The sequence below is a fragment of the Providencia rettgeri genome (assembly GCF_001874625.1).
Classification (GTDB): domain Bacteria; phylum Pseudomonadota; class Gammaproteobacteria; order Enterobacterales; family Enterobacteriaceae; genus Providencia; species Providencia huashanensis.
Genome location: NZ_CP017671.1, coordinates 4,293,516 through 4,309,607, shown reverse-complemented (window position 1 = coordinate 4,309,607; position 16,092 = coordinate 4,293,516). Strand labels below are relative to the sequence as shown.

The following is a 16,092-nucleotide window of genomic DNA, read 5'->3' as shown; positions in this document are numbered from 1 at the left end:
ACTCTTTAAGAAAAGGAATATAAGATGAATGTCTTTCAAAAAAAATGGAATCCTGTTCTATTACTATTTTCTATATCGGGAATGACATTTGCAGACAATCAATTTCCAATTAATCATTGGGATGTTGATGGGCAGCATGGGCAAGTGCATGTGAAAGGAATACTAACAGAAAGTCCGTGTCGTATTGCAATGCATTCAATGTATCAAGATATTGAAATTAGCGATTTAAAAACAGGAGATTTTCCCAGTATTCATTCTATGGGAAATGAGTATCCGTTTTATATTGAACTACTTGATTGCCTTGCAACACCCGTTAACATGCTAGATCCGTACTCTGGTAATATGACATGGAGTAATGACCAACCTGGGTTTTCAATAAGGTTCGTCACAACTAAAAGTGAAAATATGTCGAAGTATATCTCAATTAGAGGTATTGAAGGCTTAGGCTTAGTACTGAAAGATAAACAAGGAAATACTATTACTCTAGGGGAATATACAAAACCTAAATTAGTTCCACAAGGGCAAAGTATTTTAACTTACAGTGTGATTCCTGTTAGAACCTCGATGAATATGACGCCAGGTAAATTTTCATCGGTTATTAACTTCCAATTAAATTATGATTAACTCTGAGTAAAATTCATATGAAAGAGAGTATAAGTATTTTAATAATTTCGACACTAGTATCTATTTTGAGTATACAAATTCCATCTGCATTAGCAGCGAATTCTGTAAGGATTAATTTCAAAGGAAACTTAATTCAAAACCCACCTTGTGAAATTACAGGGTTAAATGGTAATGAAATTACTATTGACTTTCAAGATATGGTTATTAGAAATATAACTGGAATGAATTATATACAGGAGATTAAATATAAATTGACTTGTGATGCGCCAAATAATACAGGGCTTTCATTAAGTATAAAGGGGACTGCTGCTAGTTTTAATACAAATTTACTTACAACGAGCAATACAAATTTAGGTATTTCATTTTATAGTGGATCTACAAATTTATCTACAATTCGTGTAAATCTTGACCCTATAAAGTTTCCAAATAGCCGTCGAGACCCTATCTATGCTAATCCAGTAATTAATGCTAAAGCAGCTAATATTACAGCGGGTAGTTTTACTGCAACTGCAACGCTTTTAGCGGAGTATGAATAAGGTTAAAATTTATTATTCAGTGTATCTATAAAGGTTTTCCTATGATAAAAAAAGTTAACATTTTCGCTAAGATGATAAACTATTTCTTATTTATATTTTTAATATTAAATAGCCCTAATGTTTTTTCTAATAACTCTACGAGCTTATCATTTAAAGGAAATCTTATTGATACACCTCCATGCGATATTTATGGAACAGAAGGCATCAATAAACCAGTTAATATTCAATTTAGTAAGATAGCGATTCAACGTATTGATGGTAAACGGTTTCAAAAAAATTGGTCTTTAAATATTGACTGTGGAGCTAATTTAGGCAGTAACGTGTCTTTAGAGCTAAATTATATGGGGAACCCAGTATTATTTGATGAAAAAGCATTAGAAACTTCCCGAGCTGGTATAGGGATTCGTTTATATAACGCAACAGATAGTACCGTTATTGCTCCGAATGATAAGAAAAAACTTACTATGACAAATAATGGTAGATTACAGATTCCGCTATATTCTATACCCGTAAAAATAGCCAAGCCTATTACACCGATAATAGAAGGGAAATTTACAGCAACAGCAACAATTTCCATTAATTACCCATAAGGAAATTAATATGAAAAAAATAAACTCTGGCCTATTTTTGGGTTTTCTAATGATGCTATGCGCAGCCTCATTTGGAGATAATAATAATACAGTTCAGTATGAAGGCACGTTAATTTCATTACCTTGTACAATAGATGAGAGTACGCCAACTGTAGTTGAGTTTGGTGTTATTGTTGATAAACAGCTTTATTTACATGAAAAAACATCACTAAAACCATTTTCTATTATTTTACAAGATTGTGATGTATCTATTGCCAATACAATTTCACTATCAGTTCAGGGTACTGCTGGTAATGTAACTTCGGATGGCTATTTAATGCTAAATCCTAGTAGTACAGCGAAAGGTGTTGTCATAGGTTTAATGGATAGCTCTGGGAAAAAGATACCTATGAATTCAGTGTTATCTCCTATTGCCATTTCAAATGGAACAATGGCGATTCAATTAAATGCCTTTGTTAAAATTGAAAGTCAAAATGAAACAAAAATAATACCTGGTGAGTTTACGGCTATGCTCTATTACACCTTGGATTTCAATTAATATACAAGTAAATTTTAAAAATGTCGTATTTTAATTCTAATGAAAGACCAATAGGTGATTTAAATGAATAAATCTAGAAAATGTAAAAGGGGATTTGTAAATGGTATAACATCCATACTTATATTTCTTGTTAATTTTAACGTTAATGCTGCAATATTTAATACGAATGTTAGTGTGATTGTTTTACAGCAGACTTGTGATATCACATCATCGATAAATCCAAATCAACCTATTACTATTGATTTTGGTGATATTTCTGTACCTAAAATTAATGGTTTAGAATATCAAAGGGAAATTCCTTTTAATTTAAATTGTTCTGATGGTGCAAATAACCCTGCATTAAAGCTACGAATAGTTGGGAGTGATGGCATATATTCCACAATGTTAGGGACAAGTAGAGATAATTTATCAATTATATTCCGATTTGGAAATAATATATTAAATTTAAATGGCTGGGCTAATTTTAATTACAGCTTAAGACCCAAGTTGACAGCCGCGCCTTTTACAATGAGCCATAGCACATTGACTGGCGGCTCGTTTACTGCAAGCGCCACTTTGGTGGTTGAATACCAATAATAATTAAATGGTTATTGAAAATTGAAGGTAATATTTATTATGCCAAAAGTTATTTTTATTCTTATTTTTTTATTTTCGGGCATCGCTCACGCTGAGCGTACGATGCTTTCAAACGTCAGTCAATCAGCCGCTTTATTAGTTACCGCTTCGTGGTTTACAACTGGAAGCAATAATCCTGCTGAAAATACAGTAATACCTTGTGCAGGTTCTCTATGTAGCTATGGTGTGGTTTTATACTATGAAAATGGAAGTGTTACGGATTTTAATGGTCGAAGTATACCTGTTACAGCAGGAATGACCTGGAAGATGGCGAATGATGCGTTTATTCGTCGATTTGGTGCAACAGGAATAGCAGCATGGCAATGGAATTGGCAACCAAGCCAATGGGATGTTTGTATAGGCGCAATCCCTGCAAGGCCTGGTGGATTAGGACTAGGGAGGCCTTTTTCAATTTATAGTTCCCCTTGTACACCAGTACCGCCTGTTAATGTTCAATGTAATGTAAATGGTGATGCTAATATTACACACGGTACTTTAAATGCTGGGCAAGTTAATGGGCATACAGCAGAAGCAACTATTCAACTAAGCTGTAATCGAGCCGCAACAGTTTCAATTGAAGTCCCATCTCCAGATATTGATTTAGGTGGCGGTGTAAAATCTCGTGTTAGTGTCACAAACGGTAGTCGTATTTCGGTTGCCAATTCAGTGGCCTTAAAAATTAAATCGGTATTAAGCGGCACAGCTCCAACAGCAGGACAGCATTCAGGTAGCACAGTAATTGTATTCAATATTGTTTAGTTTAGAGAAAAAACACTATTTAGAAAATTGAATGCAATTCAAAACCAGCCCTACCTAAATATACCTACGATCCCCTCCTGATGAGGGGGGAATGTGAAATCCCTCATTAGGGAGGATGATGTATATCAGTACTTAATCATTTATTTTGGTGTGTATTTATGTAGCTAATGAATTTTCAATATGGGGAGATTTGTGGGTATAAAAATAATGACTAAAAATAGAGTATTTAAATAGCAAATACTCTGAATGAATATAGCTAAAAGCCCCTCTTTTTACTCTAATAACCTATATATACCTAGCCATGACCACCCCGCCTTAAAATCACATTCAGTTTTATCCTTAAAAATGAAGCGTTCGTAAATTAGATAAGAAATATTTAGCGCTCAATACTGAGAAAATTTAACCACTGTAGCAGTGAGGATTATCCTCTATATAACTATACAAATGAACTGTATATAAAACATAAGATAATCATGCTCAGGGTGGTTTTTATCGTCTTTAGGCTAAATCTTACCTGTTTCTCAATTTATTGGCTTTCAGAAAGTGAACATAGATCACATTAACTTTTACAATTGATAATGTATACTTTGCATATGTAAAGTATAAGGCGATTAAACAACAGTAAGGGGATTTGTTATGTTGGACTCAATTCCAGCAGGCTACAAGCCGCTGACGTGTGAAACACTACCAATTTATTTAGCTTCCAAACTGACTTCGTCATGCGAGTTAGGTGGAGAGCCTAATCAATGGAAAGTAAATGAAGTTGGTGATGGTAATTTGAATATGGTGTTTCTTGTTGAAGGGACACAAAAAACAATTGTGGTAAAACAGGCACTACCATGGGTCAGGGCTGGAGGGGAAAGCTGGCCATTGTCCCTGACTCGAGCAGGTTTTGAATACAATATTTTATCTCAAGAAGCTCGCTGTGCAGGCCATGAATTAGTTCCTGAAGTCTATTTTTATGACCAAGAAATGGCACTGTTTGCGATGGAGTACCTTTCACCTCATATCATCCTGCGTAAAGAAGTGATGGCAGGTAAAAAATTCCCAAAACTTGCTGAAGATATTGGGACATTTATTGCCAAAACTCTTTTTTATACCTCAGATATCGGTATGAAAGCCGATCAGAAAAAAGCGCTGACCGCTCAATTCTCTCTGAATCATGAGCTTTGTAAAATTACTGAAGATCTGATCTTCACTGAGCCATATTTCAATGCCGAACGTAATAATTGGCTATCCCCTGAGCTAGACCAAGCAGTAGAAAAGATGTGGCAAGATAAAGAAATGATCCAAGTTGCCATGCGTTATAAATATAAATTTATGACTGAAGCACAATCATTGTTACATGGTGACTTGCATTTAGGCTCAGTAATGGTCACCGAGAGTGATACAAAAGTTATCGACCCTGAATTTGGATTTATGGGACCAATGGCGTTTGATATTGGTAACTATATTGGCAATTTACTGATGGCTTTCTTTTCTAGACCAGCATGGGATGAAAATCCATCAAGTCGTGTTGAATATCAAAACTGGTTACTTGACCAAGTCGATTCAACTTGGTCTGTTTTTGTTCGAGAATTCCGCCAATTATGGAATACAAAAACACAAGGGGACGCGTGGCCTTCAGAACTCTATCAACATGAACTCGGCCGCCAAGCTTTACAGGAAGCCCAAAACCAATTCTTTGCCACACTACTTGAAGATTCCTTAGTCAATGCGGGAATGGAAATGAACCGCCGCATAATTGGGTTCGCAGGGGTGGCAGAGTTTAAACAAATTAAAGACATTGCTCTTCGTGCTGAATGCGAAAAACGCGCACTTACCATGGCTCGCGAGCTTATTGTCAATGCCAGTCTTTATAAAGAGATGGCTTCAGTTATTCAATTAGCTAAAAAACAGTAAGAGGAATTCATGAATATTGAAGGGAAACACTATCGTACAGTTTGGGTTTCTAAAGATGGAAAATCAGTAGAAATTATCGACCAAACTAAACTGCCTTTTAAATTTGAAGTACTCACGCTCGATTCCGCACAAAAAGTAGCAACTGCTATTCAAGAAATGTGGGTGCGTGGGGCGCCTTTGATTGGGGTTGTTGCTGCTTACGGAATGGCACTAGGTATGCAACAGGACCCGAGTGATAAAAATCTACAATCAAGTTATGACTTGTTAATCAAGACCCGACCTACTGCTATCAATTTAAAGTGGGCACTCGATAGAATGATGGAAAGCTTGAAGGATGCTCCTGAACAGACGCGTAGGGACATTGCTTGGGAGCTTGCCGGAAAACTGGCCGATGAAGATGTCGAGTTGTGTGAGCAAATTGGGCTCCATGGCGTAGAAATTATTCGGGAAATCGCGAGTAAAAAACCGGCAGGCAGTGTCGTAAATATATTGACTCACTGTAATGCAGGCTGGCTTGCCACGGTCGATTGGGGGACCGCACTTTCGCCAATTTATAAGGCTCATGAAGAAGGGATTCGTATTCACGTTTGGGTAGATGAAACTCGCCCGCGTAATCAAGGTGGCCTTACTGCATTTGAATTGGGTTCACACGGAGTTCCTCACACATTAATTGCTGATAATGCCGGTGGTCACCTGATGCAGCATGGCGAAGTGGACCTATGCATTGTTGGTACTGACCGAACCACAACGCAGGGGGATGTCTGTAATAAAATTGGAACATATCTAAAAGCGCTGGCGGCTTATGATAATCAAATTCCATTTTATGTTGCGCTCCCATCTCCAACTATCGACTGGACGCTTAAGGATGGGAAAACAATCCCCATAGAGCAACGCAATGGTGCTGAACAGTCACATGTATATGGGATCAACCCCGAGGGTGAACTAAGTTGGGTTAATACTGCGCCGGCAGGCACCACATGTGGTAATTACGCCTTTGATGTCACGCCTGCTAAATATATTACTGGATTGATCACGGAGCGTGGTGTTTGTGCAGCGAATGAACCTGCATTAACCAACATGTTCGCCGACCTAAAAAATTCGGTTATTTAATTGAGTGTGCATGGGGTATATGCACGCTTTCTAAGGAACTAAGATGGAAAGACTCAAATTAGCGGCAGATATTATCGTCACTTGCCAGGAAATGAATGCTTCTGGGTTGAATCAAGGGACGTCGGGTAATGTCAGCGTGAGGTATCTTGATGGAATGCTCATTACACCAAGTGGTATACCTTATTCGAAAATGACACCCGATATGATTGTTTTTGTTGATGGTCAGGGGGTATCAGAGTCTGGAAAAACACCATCAAGTGAATGGCTCTTTCATCTGGCTTGCTACCAAGCCAGACCTGAATTAAATGCGGTTATTCATACACATGCGGTGAACTGTACCGCGGTATCCATAATGAACCATGCGATCCCCGCAATTCATTATATGATAGCGGTGACAGGGACGGACCATATTCCTTGTATTCCATACCATACATTTGGTAGTGCTGAGCTTGCAAACAGTGTGTTTGAGGGAATTAAATCTAGCAAATCACTTTTGATGCAACACCACGGCATGATAGCGATGGAAACAACACTGGAAAAAGCGTTGTGGCTTGCTGGAGAAACAGAAACTCTAGCAGATCTCTACATCAAAATAGGCGGACTACACAGCAAAGTTCCCACTTTATCTAAAGAAGAAATGACAATAGTCATCGGTAAATTTAAAACGTACGGTTTAAAAACTGACGCTTAAATTCAACTTGTTCTCATCGATAGCAGCCATTTTATAAAATGGCTGCCAACCTCTACCTATAACGATTAATTATAATTATCCCAAGGAGTTATTCATGTTTATCGTGGAATCATATCCTATAGCAATAATTATGTGTTTTATCACGATGATTTGTTGGGGGTCATGGGCTAACACAACAAAACTAGTCAGTAATAAGAAATGGGAGTTCCCTCTCTTTTATTGGGACTATTCTCTCGGTGTTTTATTCTGTTCTCTATTATTTGCTTTTACTCTCGGGTCAATTGGTGAAGAAGGCCGTAGTTTTATTTCTGATATTCAGCAGGCGGATATCAATATTATCTTTCTTCCTATATTGGCAGGTATGATTTTTAATGTTTCAAATATTCTTCTTGTTGCTTCAATTAGTTTAGCTGGTATGGCTGTTGCATTCCCTGTCGGTGTTGGGCTTGCATTAGTTCTCGGTGTTATCACAACTTATATTGGTAGCCCTCAGGGGGACCCAACTATTTTGTTCTTAGGGGTTGCTTGTGTAGTCGCCGCAATCATCCTAACTGCGATTACTTACAGCCGTGTTACTCAATCATCGGATAAAAGTCGCCGTAATAAAGGCCTGATAACTGCTATTTTTGCCGGTATCATTATGGGGTCATTTTTCCGTTTCCTCGCTCAATCGATATCAGGTAATTTAAGTGAACCAGAAGCGGGGTTGATGACACCTTATTCTGCACTTGTATTATTTGCTTTAGGTTTGTTTTTATCTAACTTTGTCCTTAATACACTGGTAATGAAAAAACCAATCGTAGGAGAACCAGTTAAAGGGAAAATGTATTTCTCTGGTAGCTTAAGGGACCATCTCTGTGGTTGGTTGGGCGGAATCATCTGGTGTATTGGTTTAGGGCTGAGCCTAATCGCATCAGGGCAAGCAGGGTATGCAATATCCTATGGATTAGGGCAAGGAGCTACTATGATTGCCGTGATTTGGGGGGTATTTGTTTGGCGTGAATTCGCCAGCGCACCAGCTGGCACGAATAAGTTACTCTTAGCTATGTTTTTGCTGTATATCGCCGGTATTGTCCTTATCATAGCGGCAAATCAGTAAATATTTTGCCCCATTATGTCTATAGTGGGGTAAATATTCTTTTTTATTAGGTGAGCCGTAAAAAGTGCGGCACCTTGCTTTTTAGGATGGGGATGAATCAACGTTGGGCAGCTCGCAGGATAATAAAAACTCAGCTGTTCCCTCATCAACAATAAGGTCTGTGACATAACCGCCGAGTAATGCCCCTAAGGTTGCAGCATAGCCATTCTCGCCCCCAGCCAGAAATATTTTACGCTCAATTTGCCTTAATTGGGCAAGGCTTATTCCTAGTATCCGTTGGTCAACTTCAGCAATAACAGGTACTCCATTTTTGTCGTAGAACCGGCCACAAATGACGCCGACGGCCCCTGCATCTCGGTAGTTTTGCATTTCTTTTTTGCTTAGGACACCGACTTGAATTAACGGGTTTTCATCCAGTGCGCTTCCTACAACAAAGAAGGCTTTTGTGCAGTGAGTTAATACTTCAAAATTAGCACGAATGATGGGTTCAGCTTGTAATTCCATGGCTAACCTTGCACTGGAGACAACCGCTGGGACATGAAGAGAAGCCACTTTCCCTGACAGTTTAAACGCTATTTGTGACGACGATTCGAGGATTGTCAGGTCTGGCTGAGAAGGCATGGAACCTAGCATCTGGATCACGGTGACATTTTTACATGAATTTGGTGTCATCGTTTTGCTCATCTCATGGATGGTTCTTCCCCAAGCAACCCCAAGAACGTCATTGTTCTCGATAACTTGGTTTAAATACATCCCTCCAGCACGGGAAAGTCTGGAACGCATCAATTTTGAGTCTGTTCGTTTTCCGGCATGCTCGCCATCAGGCACAATGATAACTCGATACAAACCAAATTTATCACGAATACGTAAAGCGGCATCAATTGAGCCAAAGACATTGGTATCTAAATTGATCTGAACTAAACCATTTTCTCTAGCAGTTTGTAGATATTTGACGACGGTGACACGCGAAAGGCCCATTAGGGCAGCGACTTCAGTCTGGCTTTTGCCTTCCTGATAATATAGCCATGTTGCGTGTAATACAGGATCATCATTGAACAAGCTGCTGTTTACTTGCTCTTTACTCATTATTGTCTCCTGGCATCATTTGGAAAAGCCTAGTTTAAACTATAAGAATATTACAGCCAGTCTTTCTCAAGGTTGTTTGCTTTTTTGAGCGGGCAAATCATTATTGGGTTAATTCGTGAATAGAACAATAAAATTTATAAACGATGCTTTGTATTATAAGGAAAAAAATGGTGATGCCCTAACTTCTATTTAAATATAATTTCCACTATCCACTCTCAATGTAAAATACATAATAACCTAACAAATACTAACCTGTTGTCAGGAGCGGATTTTTTGCCATATTGAGCAAAATGTGGTGAATCAGCTAGGAAAGTAATTTGCATCAGACATAGGAGAGGTTTTTGTTTAATGGATTTGTAAAGCGCGACGGAGTGCCGCGCTCGATAAGAAGTTAGAGGTTAAAATAGTTTTTTCTGCGGGGGGCCCGAGAAATTCATTTTACCGATATGATTCATTAATACTTCAACGACAACTGGCCGCTTTAAAGCAACAGCTTGATGAAGTATAGGTTGGAATTCGCTGGGTTTATCTACCGTTAGGGCGGTGATCCCCATCGATTGTGCTAGTTGGCTAAATGATGGTGTTAATAATTCATTATAATATTGGCGACCTGAGAAATATTTTTCCTGAATACCACGCATGACACCATAACCTTGGTCATTCATGATTATCAACACAATCGGTAGTTGTTCTTGAGCCATAGTCGCAAGCTCACCGACCCCTAACATCAAGCCGCCATCCCCAACTAAGCCAATCACTGCGGTATTTGGGTTGGCTTTCGCACTACCAATGGCCATCGCAAGGCCTAAGCCAATGGCACCCGCTAAGGAATGAATATTGTGCATCGGCTGTGTAGCTTTTAATAAACGGCTGCCCCATAAGCTGCCTGATACAGTAATGTCCCGCACAAAAATACCATGTTCGGGTAAGGCTTGCTCGACAGCATCACTGAGTTCACTGTATGGCCCGCATTGTGCCCTTAATTGCTGTTCTGCCAACTGAACGGCTTGTTGTATTTGCTGTTTCCATGCAGAAGAAACTGGGCGGTTAGCTTGCTCAATTTTATCGGCAAGCGCATTAAGCAGGCCTTTACAATCCCCTGTGATATTGAGGTCGGCTAAGTAATTGCGGTTTGCCGCTAACGGGTTAATATCAATTTGGATGATGGGGTGAGGTAATGGTAATGACCAAGTTTTAGTCTCATTACTGCGTAACCGGGAGCCCGCGACCAGCGTCAAATCACATTCACGCATTAATGTATCAATTGAGTCCGCATTATGAAAAGCACGCAGGCTGAACGGGTGATCATCCGATAAAATACCTCTTCCATGGGTGCTGCTGATTACGGCGACACCTTGATTAGCCAAGCGTTTAACGGCTTCTACCGCCTGCAATGCACCGCCACCGACCCACAATAATGGGCGCTGTGCATGCTGAAGTTTGTCCCAAATGGCTTCTATCTGTGATGAGCAAATTGCGGGCAAAGTTGGCACAGAAAGCGGGGCACTTAATAAGGACAATGGCACTTGAGCACTTTGAATATCAATGGGGATTTCAATCGAAACAGGGCCACATGGGGCGGTTTGCGCAACTTGGATTGCTTTATGCAGTGTCGCCACCGCTTGTTCTGGTGTATGTACACGGAATGCTTGTTTAGAGCTTGAACGCAAGAAACCCAGTTGATCCGCTGTTTCATGAATAAACCCTGCATCCATATCTAAATAGGCTTTTTCAACCTGCCCAGTAATGTGGAGCATTGGTGAACAAGCATTCATAGCTTCAATCATTGACCCCACTGCATTTCCTGCTCCAGCCCCCGTACTCGTTAGCGCGACGCCTAAGCCACTAAAACGGCTGTGTGCATCGGCCATAGTTACTGCTCCGGCTTCTCCACGGCTTGGGGTAAAGTCAATTTTAGCACGACGGCCAATCGCATCGGCAATAGGTAAATTGTGAATAGAAATAACCCCGTAAACCGTTGTGACTTGGTATTGTTCAAGTGTTCTGGCGATAGCTTCGCCAACTGTAATCATTTCAGACATTGTATTCTCCTAAATGCAGCCGTAATCCTTTAACGGATAAGCTATTCACACCAACGGTTTGGTTGTGGGTTAAGTGCCAAAAAAAGGCTTTTTTGTTGCATATAGGCTTTTAGGCTTTCTAAGCCTTTTTCTCTGCCAATGCCACTTTCTTTAAAGCCCCCAAATGGGGTTGAGATGGAAAAAACTTTGTAGGTATTGACCCAAACTGTTCCTACATCAAGGGCATCCGCCAGTTTAAAGGCGCGAGTATAGTCGCGAGTCCAAATCCCCGCAGCCAGCCCATAAACGGAATCATTAGCTTCTTGGATCAATGTGGCTTCATCATCAAAGGGGATCACCACTAAGACGGGGCCGAAGATTTCTTCTTGGCAAACACTAGATTGATTACTGAGGCCTTCAATAATGGTCGGTAAGAAATAATTGCCATTTTGTAGTGCGGGGTCTGTGGGAACGGTACCGCCAAGGCGAATATGACCGCCTTGTTGGACGGCTTGTTCAACGTAGGTTTTGACGCTATCACGGTGAGCCGCTGAAATTAAAGGCCCCACATGGATGCGTTCTTGCCTTGGGTCGCCAATAATCAAGTTCTGGGTTAATTGGGTTAATTTTTCCATAAAAGGTTGGTAGATATCGCGGGCAACAAATAAGCGAGAACCTGCGATACAAGCTTGTCCCATTGAACTAAAAATACCGTAACAGACTCCATGAGCGGCAATGTCTAGGTCAGCATCTGCTAGCACAATTGTTGGGGATTTCCCACCCAGTTCGAGGGAGGTCGTGATCAGTTTATCAGCCGCAATATGAGCCAGTTGGCGACCCGTGTTTGTCCCCCCGGTGAAAGAGATTTTTCGCACTAACGGGTGGCGAACCAATGCATCACCCACAATAGAGCCTTTTCCCGGTAATACGCTGAGTAAGCCACTTGGTAACCCTGCTTGTTCAAAGAGTTCTGCCAATTTTAATGAAATTAGTGGCGTGGCTTCCGCAGGTTTTAAAATAACCGCATTACCTGCGGCAAGCGCCGGAGCAATTTTTTGCATATCGCTGGCAATGGGGGAGTTCCACGGTGTGATGGCGGCGATCACTCCGATGGGTTGGTAAGTGCTTATTGTCATCAAGTCTGGTTGGCGTCGAGGTGGAAGCTCCCCTCCAGAAACCTCACAAACGGCGGCAAAATAACGTGCGGTGGCGGCTGCGCTCATGACTAAACCACGCGCTTCAGCCCACGGCTTCCCGTTGTCCAAAGTTTGTAATTGCGTTAAGGTTTCACGCTGCTCATCAATCAATGCGCTGACGTTATATAAGATAGCCGCGCGTTGATGTGCAGGCATATTGCGCCAGGTAGGTTCTCGCCAAGCTTTGTCCGCCGCGTTTACGGCGTCTTGGACATCTTCAAGGCTGGCACTGTTGAGAGTAGCAACGACATGGTTATCACCCGGAAAACGTGATTGCATTTCAGGTCCACGACCTTGTTGCCATTTTCCCCCCACAAAAATATCCATTTTATTCATGATTAGGCTCCTATTAGCTTACCTGTTGCTCAGCAATACGGCGGCAAATTTCAACGGCACTTAGGGCTGCAAGCATAGATGTCTTTGGGTTTGAAGGTAGGGGGTTGCCATTTAACTCAATAGAAAAATGCCCGAAATCCCCTCTTACATCAATTTGATGCGAATTTTTGGTGGTGTCCGGATCAACGATGAGTTGTACCTGAGTTGCATCCATACCTATGCCATACAGTGCAACGGTAGCGGCAACATTAGCATTGGCTGGGAAGTTCAAGGCAGCTTCTCGCGCACTACCACTAAAAAAGGCGGTAGCTTCAGAGACACTCGATAAGTCGATATAACGCTCAGCAGCACCATTGCGCCAACTGGCAGGGCTTTTACGTGACTGATAAATGACGTGGGTAATGTTCGCCTCTTTGGCTGCTCGTAAACCATCAAGCCCAGCAACCGCGCCTGAGAGAGGAATTAGTTGGCTTTGATGACGCTTTGCTAATGTGGTTAGTGTGTTTTCGAAAGTGGCATCAGCCAGTACACCAGTGGAAATAATGGCAAGAGTCCAGCCCCTTTGTAAAATGGTTGGCGCATACTGCTGTACCGCTTGATGACCAGCACACTCCAACACTAAATCGGGGTGTTCGTTAAAGTCATCAAGTCTATCAATAGGGAGCACCGCGCCCTTGAAGCGTTCTTGTATTGCGTTATGGTGATGAGGGCGAGCCACAACCCAGCGAAGGGTTATTCCACTAGGTAAACGAGCAATCACTTCTTGTGCCATTGCACCATAACCAATCAACATTAATGTTTTCATAATTAACCCTTTAAATGTGATGGCTAAAGCCACCCGAAATATCTAAAGCGGCACCGGAGGTAAACGAAGCCATCGGTGAAGCTAAAAAAACTAAGGCACGGGCTGGTTCTTCTGGTTTCCCCAAACGTTGCATCGGGATCCCTCGCTTGTTAGCGATATCGCCAATCCATTGCTGCCAATCCAAGCTTTTATCACTCCGGTTTTCGAAACGACGCCGCCATTGGTCTGATTCGACCATACCGAGCAAAATTGAGTTAACGCGTATCCCTTTGGGTAGCAATGTTTTCGATAAATTTAATGTCATGTTCAACAGAGCAGCGCGTGCGGCAGATGTGGCGACCATATGGGGCTCGGGTTGTAACGCTAATAACGAATTAACACAGGTAATTGACGCAATATTGGATTGTTCTAAGAAAGGTAAAAAAGCATTTACTGGGTTAATGACACCAAATAATTTTAATTGTGCTTCATGTAACCAAGCGGCTTCAGGAGTGTCAGCATAGCTTGCAACATAGCCTTGACCCGCATTGTTAATCAGAAGATCAACTTGCCCATAGTGTTGATAAACATGTTGAGCGAAGTTTTCTGTTTGTGCCTTATCGAGGACATCACAGCGCTGTGCGATAAATTCCCCTTGAGGGTAGAGAGACCGTAATGTATTGAGAGCGTGTTGTAGTTTTTCAGTATCTCGACCACAAAAAGCAACTTTACAACCTTCGTCGAGTAACAGTTTGACTGTTGCAAAACCAATACCAGAGCTCCCTCCAGTCACGACAGCAATACGGTTATTTAACTGTAAATTCATAAGGATTCCTTTATTCGACTGGGTTGTATACCGTCTCTAAAAATTGTTTCAAATGGTGATTAAACTGTGTGGGGGTATCAAGGTAACTGGCATGTCCCGCTTGTTTAATCAACCAAAAAGGGCACTCTTGTTGTATCGCGAGCTGCTGTACTTGTTGTGGTGGCGTAATGGTGTCATCAGCGCCTGCCAGTATTTCGATTGGCCCGTTATAACCCTTTAAATACAAACTAATATCGTCATGGGCTAACATCCATGCTGCCGCAAGAAAGCCTTGGGGATTAAGTTTTTCCATATTTTGTTTCACCCAATCGATTTTTTCTGGGGTTGCATTGGGTGATAGTAGGGCGGCGGCTCGGTTTTCAGCATAGGCTTGTAACCCTGAATTAGTTACAATCATCTGCCGTTGTTGATACACGGAAGCTTGCTGTTCAGGGCTTTTAGAGGCATAGCCTTGAGCTGGATTAGCTAAAAATAACCCTTTTACTTGCTGAGAATATTGTGCGGCAAAAGCGCTAGCCATCAAGGCTCCGAGTGAATGCCCGACTAAAACGACCTGTTGTATTTTTAGGCTATCTAAAAAAGCTTTTAATGCTGTAGCATAGTCAACAGCAGTTGGTTTCGCTGTGTTGAGCATTGAGCTGCCCGAATAGCCGGGAGCATCCCAGCTATACAGTCGATAGTGGTCGGTCAGTGATGAAGAAGCCAGTTGGCTTACCCATGAGGCCGAGCCAGAGCTGATCCCGTGCAATAAAACGACGGCATGCCCATGACCTGAACAGCGCCAATTAAGGCGGTATTGGCCAAAATCAGCCAGTTGTTGTGCAGGAAGTTTTTCGATTGGCAAATTCATCACTGATAACTCCGGTTAGTTACGTTTCACTTTAGATAACGGGTGGTCTTCTGGGTAAGTCGGGATTGCAGGCTTTTGTGTGCCAATCATCACGCACATTAATGCCTCTTCCTCTCCATGATTAAATAGACCACGGTAAATCCCCGCTGGAACAGAAATTAGGTCACGTTCTTTGAGAACCGTTTCATACTCTTCGTCACCATCACGAACAAATAGCGTAATAGTGCCCTTCAGCATGAAAAACACTTCTTCAACATCAGGATGTAAATGTAAGGGGCCTTCACATTTGGCGGGTAATACCATGGTGGAGAAAGTGAAGTTCTCTGCGGGGACGGTATTCACGTCATTAGCAACACCTGTTGCACCAGTACCGATGTAGCGCATTTGGGCACGACGATATTTAGGGTCGTAATCAGCTTGGAATTTCAAGGCGTTCCAGTCATATTTACGGCCTTCAAGGCGAGCAATTCGTGATTCTATCCATTGTGCCATTGGGATATCTTGGGGTTTGATTTGAGGTTGTGACATA

17 protein-coding genes are annotated in these 16,092 nt (G+C 41.5%); 10 read left to right on the top strand and 7 right to left on the bottom strand.

The window, feature by feature from the left end; all coding sequences use genetic code 11:
- The first annotated feature begins 24 nt into the window (after nucleotides 1-24).
- The 10 genes from RB151_RS19945 (at nucleotide 25) to RB151_RS19900 (ending at nucleotide 8,464) form a co-directional block, all read left to right on the top strand.
- On the top strand, nucleotides 25-624 hold the full coding sequence (locus RB151_RS19945; protein ID WP_071548659.1) for a fimbrial protein: 600 nt from the start codon (nucleotides 25-27) through the stop codon (nucleotides 622-624).
- 17 nt (nucleotides 625-641) lie between these two features.
- Nucleotides 642-1,160 (top strand): fimbrial protein, encoded by a 519-nt coding sequence (locus RB151_RS19940; protein ID WP_042845646.1) that lies wholly within the window; start codon nucleotides 642-644, stop codon nucleotides 1,158-1,160.
- Nucleotides 1,161-1,201: 41 nt separating this feature from the next.
- Nucleotides 1,202-1,750: a fimbrial protein gene (locus tag RB151_RS19935; RefSeq protein ID WP_048605923.1), complete on the top strand. Its 549-nt coding sequence runs from the start codon at nucleotides 1,202-1,204 to the stop codon at nucleotides 1,748-1,750.
- Nucleotides 1,751-1,760: 10 nt separating this feature from the next.
- Nucleotides 1,761-2,288: a fimbrial protein gene (locus tag RB151_RS19930; RefSeq protein WP_048605925.1), complete on the top strand. Its 528-nt coding sequence runs from the start codon at nucleotides 1,761-1,763 to the stop codon at nucleotides 2,286-2,288.
- 63 nt (nucleotides 2,289-2,351) lie between these two features.
- Nucleotides 2,352-2,864: a fimbrial protein gene (locus RB151_RS19925; RefSeq protein WP_081363975.1), complete on the top strand. Its 513-nt coding sequence runs from the start codon at nucleotides 2,352-2,354 to the stop codon at nucleotides 2,862-2,864.
- A gap of 39 nt (nucleotides 2,865-2,903) precedes the next feature.
- Nucleotides 2,904-3,662 (top strand): hypothetical protein, encoded by a 759-nt coding sequence (locus RB151_RS19920; protein WP_042845642.1) that lies wholly within the window; start codon nucleotides 2,904-2,906, stop codon nucleotides 3,660-3,662.
- Between the two features lie 636 nt (nucleotides 3,663-4,298).
- Entirely contained in the window at nucleotides 4,299-5,564 is a 1,266-nt protein-coding gene (gene mtnK / locus RB151_RS19915) for an S-methyl-5-thioribose kinase (RefSeq protein WP_071548658.1), read from the top strand.
- 9 nt (nucleotides 5,565-5,573) lie between these two features.
- Entirely contained in the window at nucleotides 5,574-6,674 is a 1,101-nt protein-coding gene (gene mtnA / locus RB151_RS19910; protein WP_048605932.1) for an S-methyl-5-thioribose-1-phosphate isomerase, read from the top strand.
- A gap of 43 nt (nucleotides 6,675-6,717) precedes the next feature.
- A complete protein-coding gene (locus RB151_RS19905) occupies nucleotides 6,718-7,365 on the top strand; it encodes an L-fuculose-phosphate aldolase (protein WP_042845637.1) in 648 nt (215 codons plus the stop codon).
- 94 nt (nucleotides 7,366-7,459) lie between these two features.
- Nucleotides 7,460-8,464 carry a multidrug DMT transporter permease gene (locus RB151_RS19900; protein WP_042845635.1) on the top strand — a complete coding sequence of 335 codons (1,005 nt, stop codon included), beginning with the start codon at nucleotides 7,460-7,462 and terminating at the stop codon, nucleotides 8,462-8,464.
- Between the two features lie 81 nt (nucleotides 8,465-8,545).
- On the opposite strand, the gene RB151_RS19895 is transcribed toward RB151_RS19900, so the two are convergent.
- From RB151_RS19895 to RB151_RS19865, 7 genes are all read right to left on the bottom strand, one after another.
- Complete coding sequence (locus tag RB151_RS19895; protein ID WP_042845634.1) at nucleotides 8,546-9,550, bottom strand: sugar-binding transcriptional regulator; 1,005 nt, start codon at nucleotides 9,548-9,550, stop codon at nucleotides 8,546-8,548.
- A gap of 398 nt (nucleotides 9,551-9,948) precedes the next feature.
- The gene (locus tag RB151_RS19890) at nucleotides 9,949-11,592 is read right to left on the bottom strand and encodes a thiamine pyrophosphate-binding protein (RefSeq protein ID WP_042845633.1); all 1,644 of its coding nucleotides are present in this window, start codon (nucleotides 11,590-11,592) and stop codon (nucleotides 9,949-9,951) included.
- Between the two features lie 41 nt (nucleotides 11,593-11,633).
- A complete protein-coding gene (locus RB151_RS19885) occupies nucleotides 11,634-13,103 on the bottom strand; it encodes an aldehyde dehydrogenase (RefSeq protein WP_042845632.1) in 1,470 nt (489 codons plus the stop codon).
- Nucleotides 13,104-13,116: 13 nt separating this feature from the next.
- A complete protein-coding gene (locus RB151_RS19880) occupies nucleotides 13,117-13,908 on the bottom strand; it encodes an aspartate dehydrogenase (RefSeq protein WP_071548657.1) in 792 nt (263 codons plus the stop codon).
- A gap of 10 nt (nucleotides 13,909-13,918) precedes the next feature.
- Entirely contained in the window at nucleotides 13,919-14,713 is a 795-nt protein-coding gene (locus RB151_RS19875; protein WP_042845628.1) for an SDR family oxidoreductase, read from the bottom strand.
- A gap of 10 nt (nucleotides 14,714-14,723) precedes the next feature.
- On the bottom strand, nucleotides 14,724-15,563 hold the full coding sequence (locus tag RB151_RS19870; RefSeq protein WP_048605943.1) for an alpha/beta fold hydrolase: 840 nt from the start codon (nucleotides 15,561-15,563) through the stop codon (nucleotides 14,724-14,726).
- Nucleotides 15,564-15,578: 15 nt separating this feature from the next.
- The gene (locus RB151_RS19865; protein WP_042845626.1) at nucleotides 15,579-16,091 is read right to left on the bottom strand and encodes a cupin domain-containing protein; all 513 of its coding nucleotides are present in this window, start codon (nucleotides 16,089-16,091) and stop codon (nucleotides 15,579-15,581) included.
- Between the last annotated feature and the right edge of the window lies 1 nt (nucleotide 16,092).

Coding starts and splice junctions, on each gene's coding strand:
- RB151_RS19885 (WP_042845632.1), bottom strand. CDS start 13,103: ATGAATAAAATGGATATTTTTGTGGGGGGAAAATGGCAACAAGGTCGT.
- RB151_RS19865 (WP_042845626.1), bottom strand. CDS start 16,091: ATGTCACAACCTCAAATCAAACCCCAAGATATCCCAATGGCACAATGG.
- RB151_RS19940 (WP_042845646.1), top strand. CDS start 642: ATGAAAGAGAGTATAAGTATTTTAATAATTTCGACACTAGTATCTATT.
- RB151_RS19925 (WP_081363975.1), top strand. CDS start 2,352: ATGAATAAATCTAGAAAATGTAAAAGGGGATTTGTAAATGGTATAACA.
- RB151_RS19905 (WP_042845637.1), top strand. CDS start 6,718: ATGGAAAGACTCAAATTAGCGGCAGATATTATCGTCACTTGCCAGGAA.
- RB151_RS19920 (WP_042845642.1), top strand. CDS start 2,904: ATGCCAAAAGTTATTTTTATTCTTATTTTTTTATTTTCGGGCATCGCT.
- RB151_RS19875 (WP_042845628.1), bottom strand. CDS start 14,713: ATGAATTTACAGTTAAATAACCGTATTGCTGTCGTGACTGGAGGGAGC.
- RB151_RS19945 (WP_071548659.1), top strand. CDS start 25: ATGAATGTCTTTCAAAAAAAATGGAATCCTGTTCTATTACTATTTTCT.
- RB151_RS19900 (WP_042845635.1), top strand. CDS start 7,460: ATGTTTATCGTGGAATCATATCCTATAGCAATAATTATGTGTTTTATC.
- RB151_RS19895 (WP_042845634.1), bottom strand. CDS start 9,550: ATGAGTAAAGAGCAAGTAAACAGCAGCTTGTTCAATGATGATCCTGTA.
- mtnK (WP_071548658.1), top strand. CDS start 4,299: ATGTTGGACTCAATTCCAGCAGGCTACAAGCCGCTGACGTGTGAAACA.
- mtnA (WP_048605932.1), top strand. CDS start 5,574: ATGAATATTGAAGGGAAACACTATCGTACAGTTTGGGTTTCTAAAGAT.
- RB151_RS19870 (WP_048605943.1), bottom strand. CDS start 15,563: ATGAATTTGCCAATCGAAAAACTTCCTGCACAACAACTGGCTGATTTT.
- RB151_RS19890 (WP_042845633.1), bottom strand. CDS start 11,592: ATGTCTGAAATGATTACAGTTGGCGAAGCTATCGCCAGAACACTTGAA.
- RB151_RS19935 (WP_048605923.1), top strand. CDS start 1,202: ATGATAAAAAAAGTTAACATTTTCGCTAAGATGATAAACTATTTCTTA.
- RB151_RS19880 (WP_071548657.1), bottom strand. CDS start 13,908: ATGAAAACATTAATGTTGATTGGTTATGGTGCAATGGCACAAGAAGTG.
- RB151_RS19930 (WP_048605925.1), top strand. CDS start 1,761: ATGAAAAAAATAAACTCTGGCCTATTTTTGGGTTTTCTAATGATGCTA.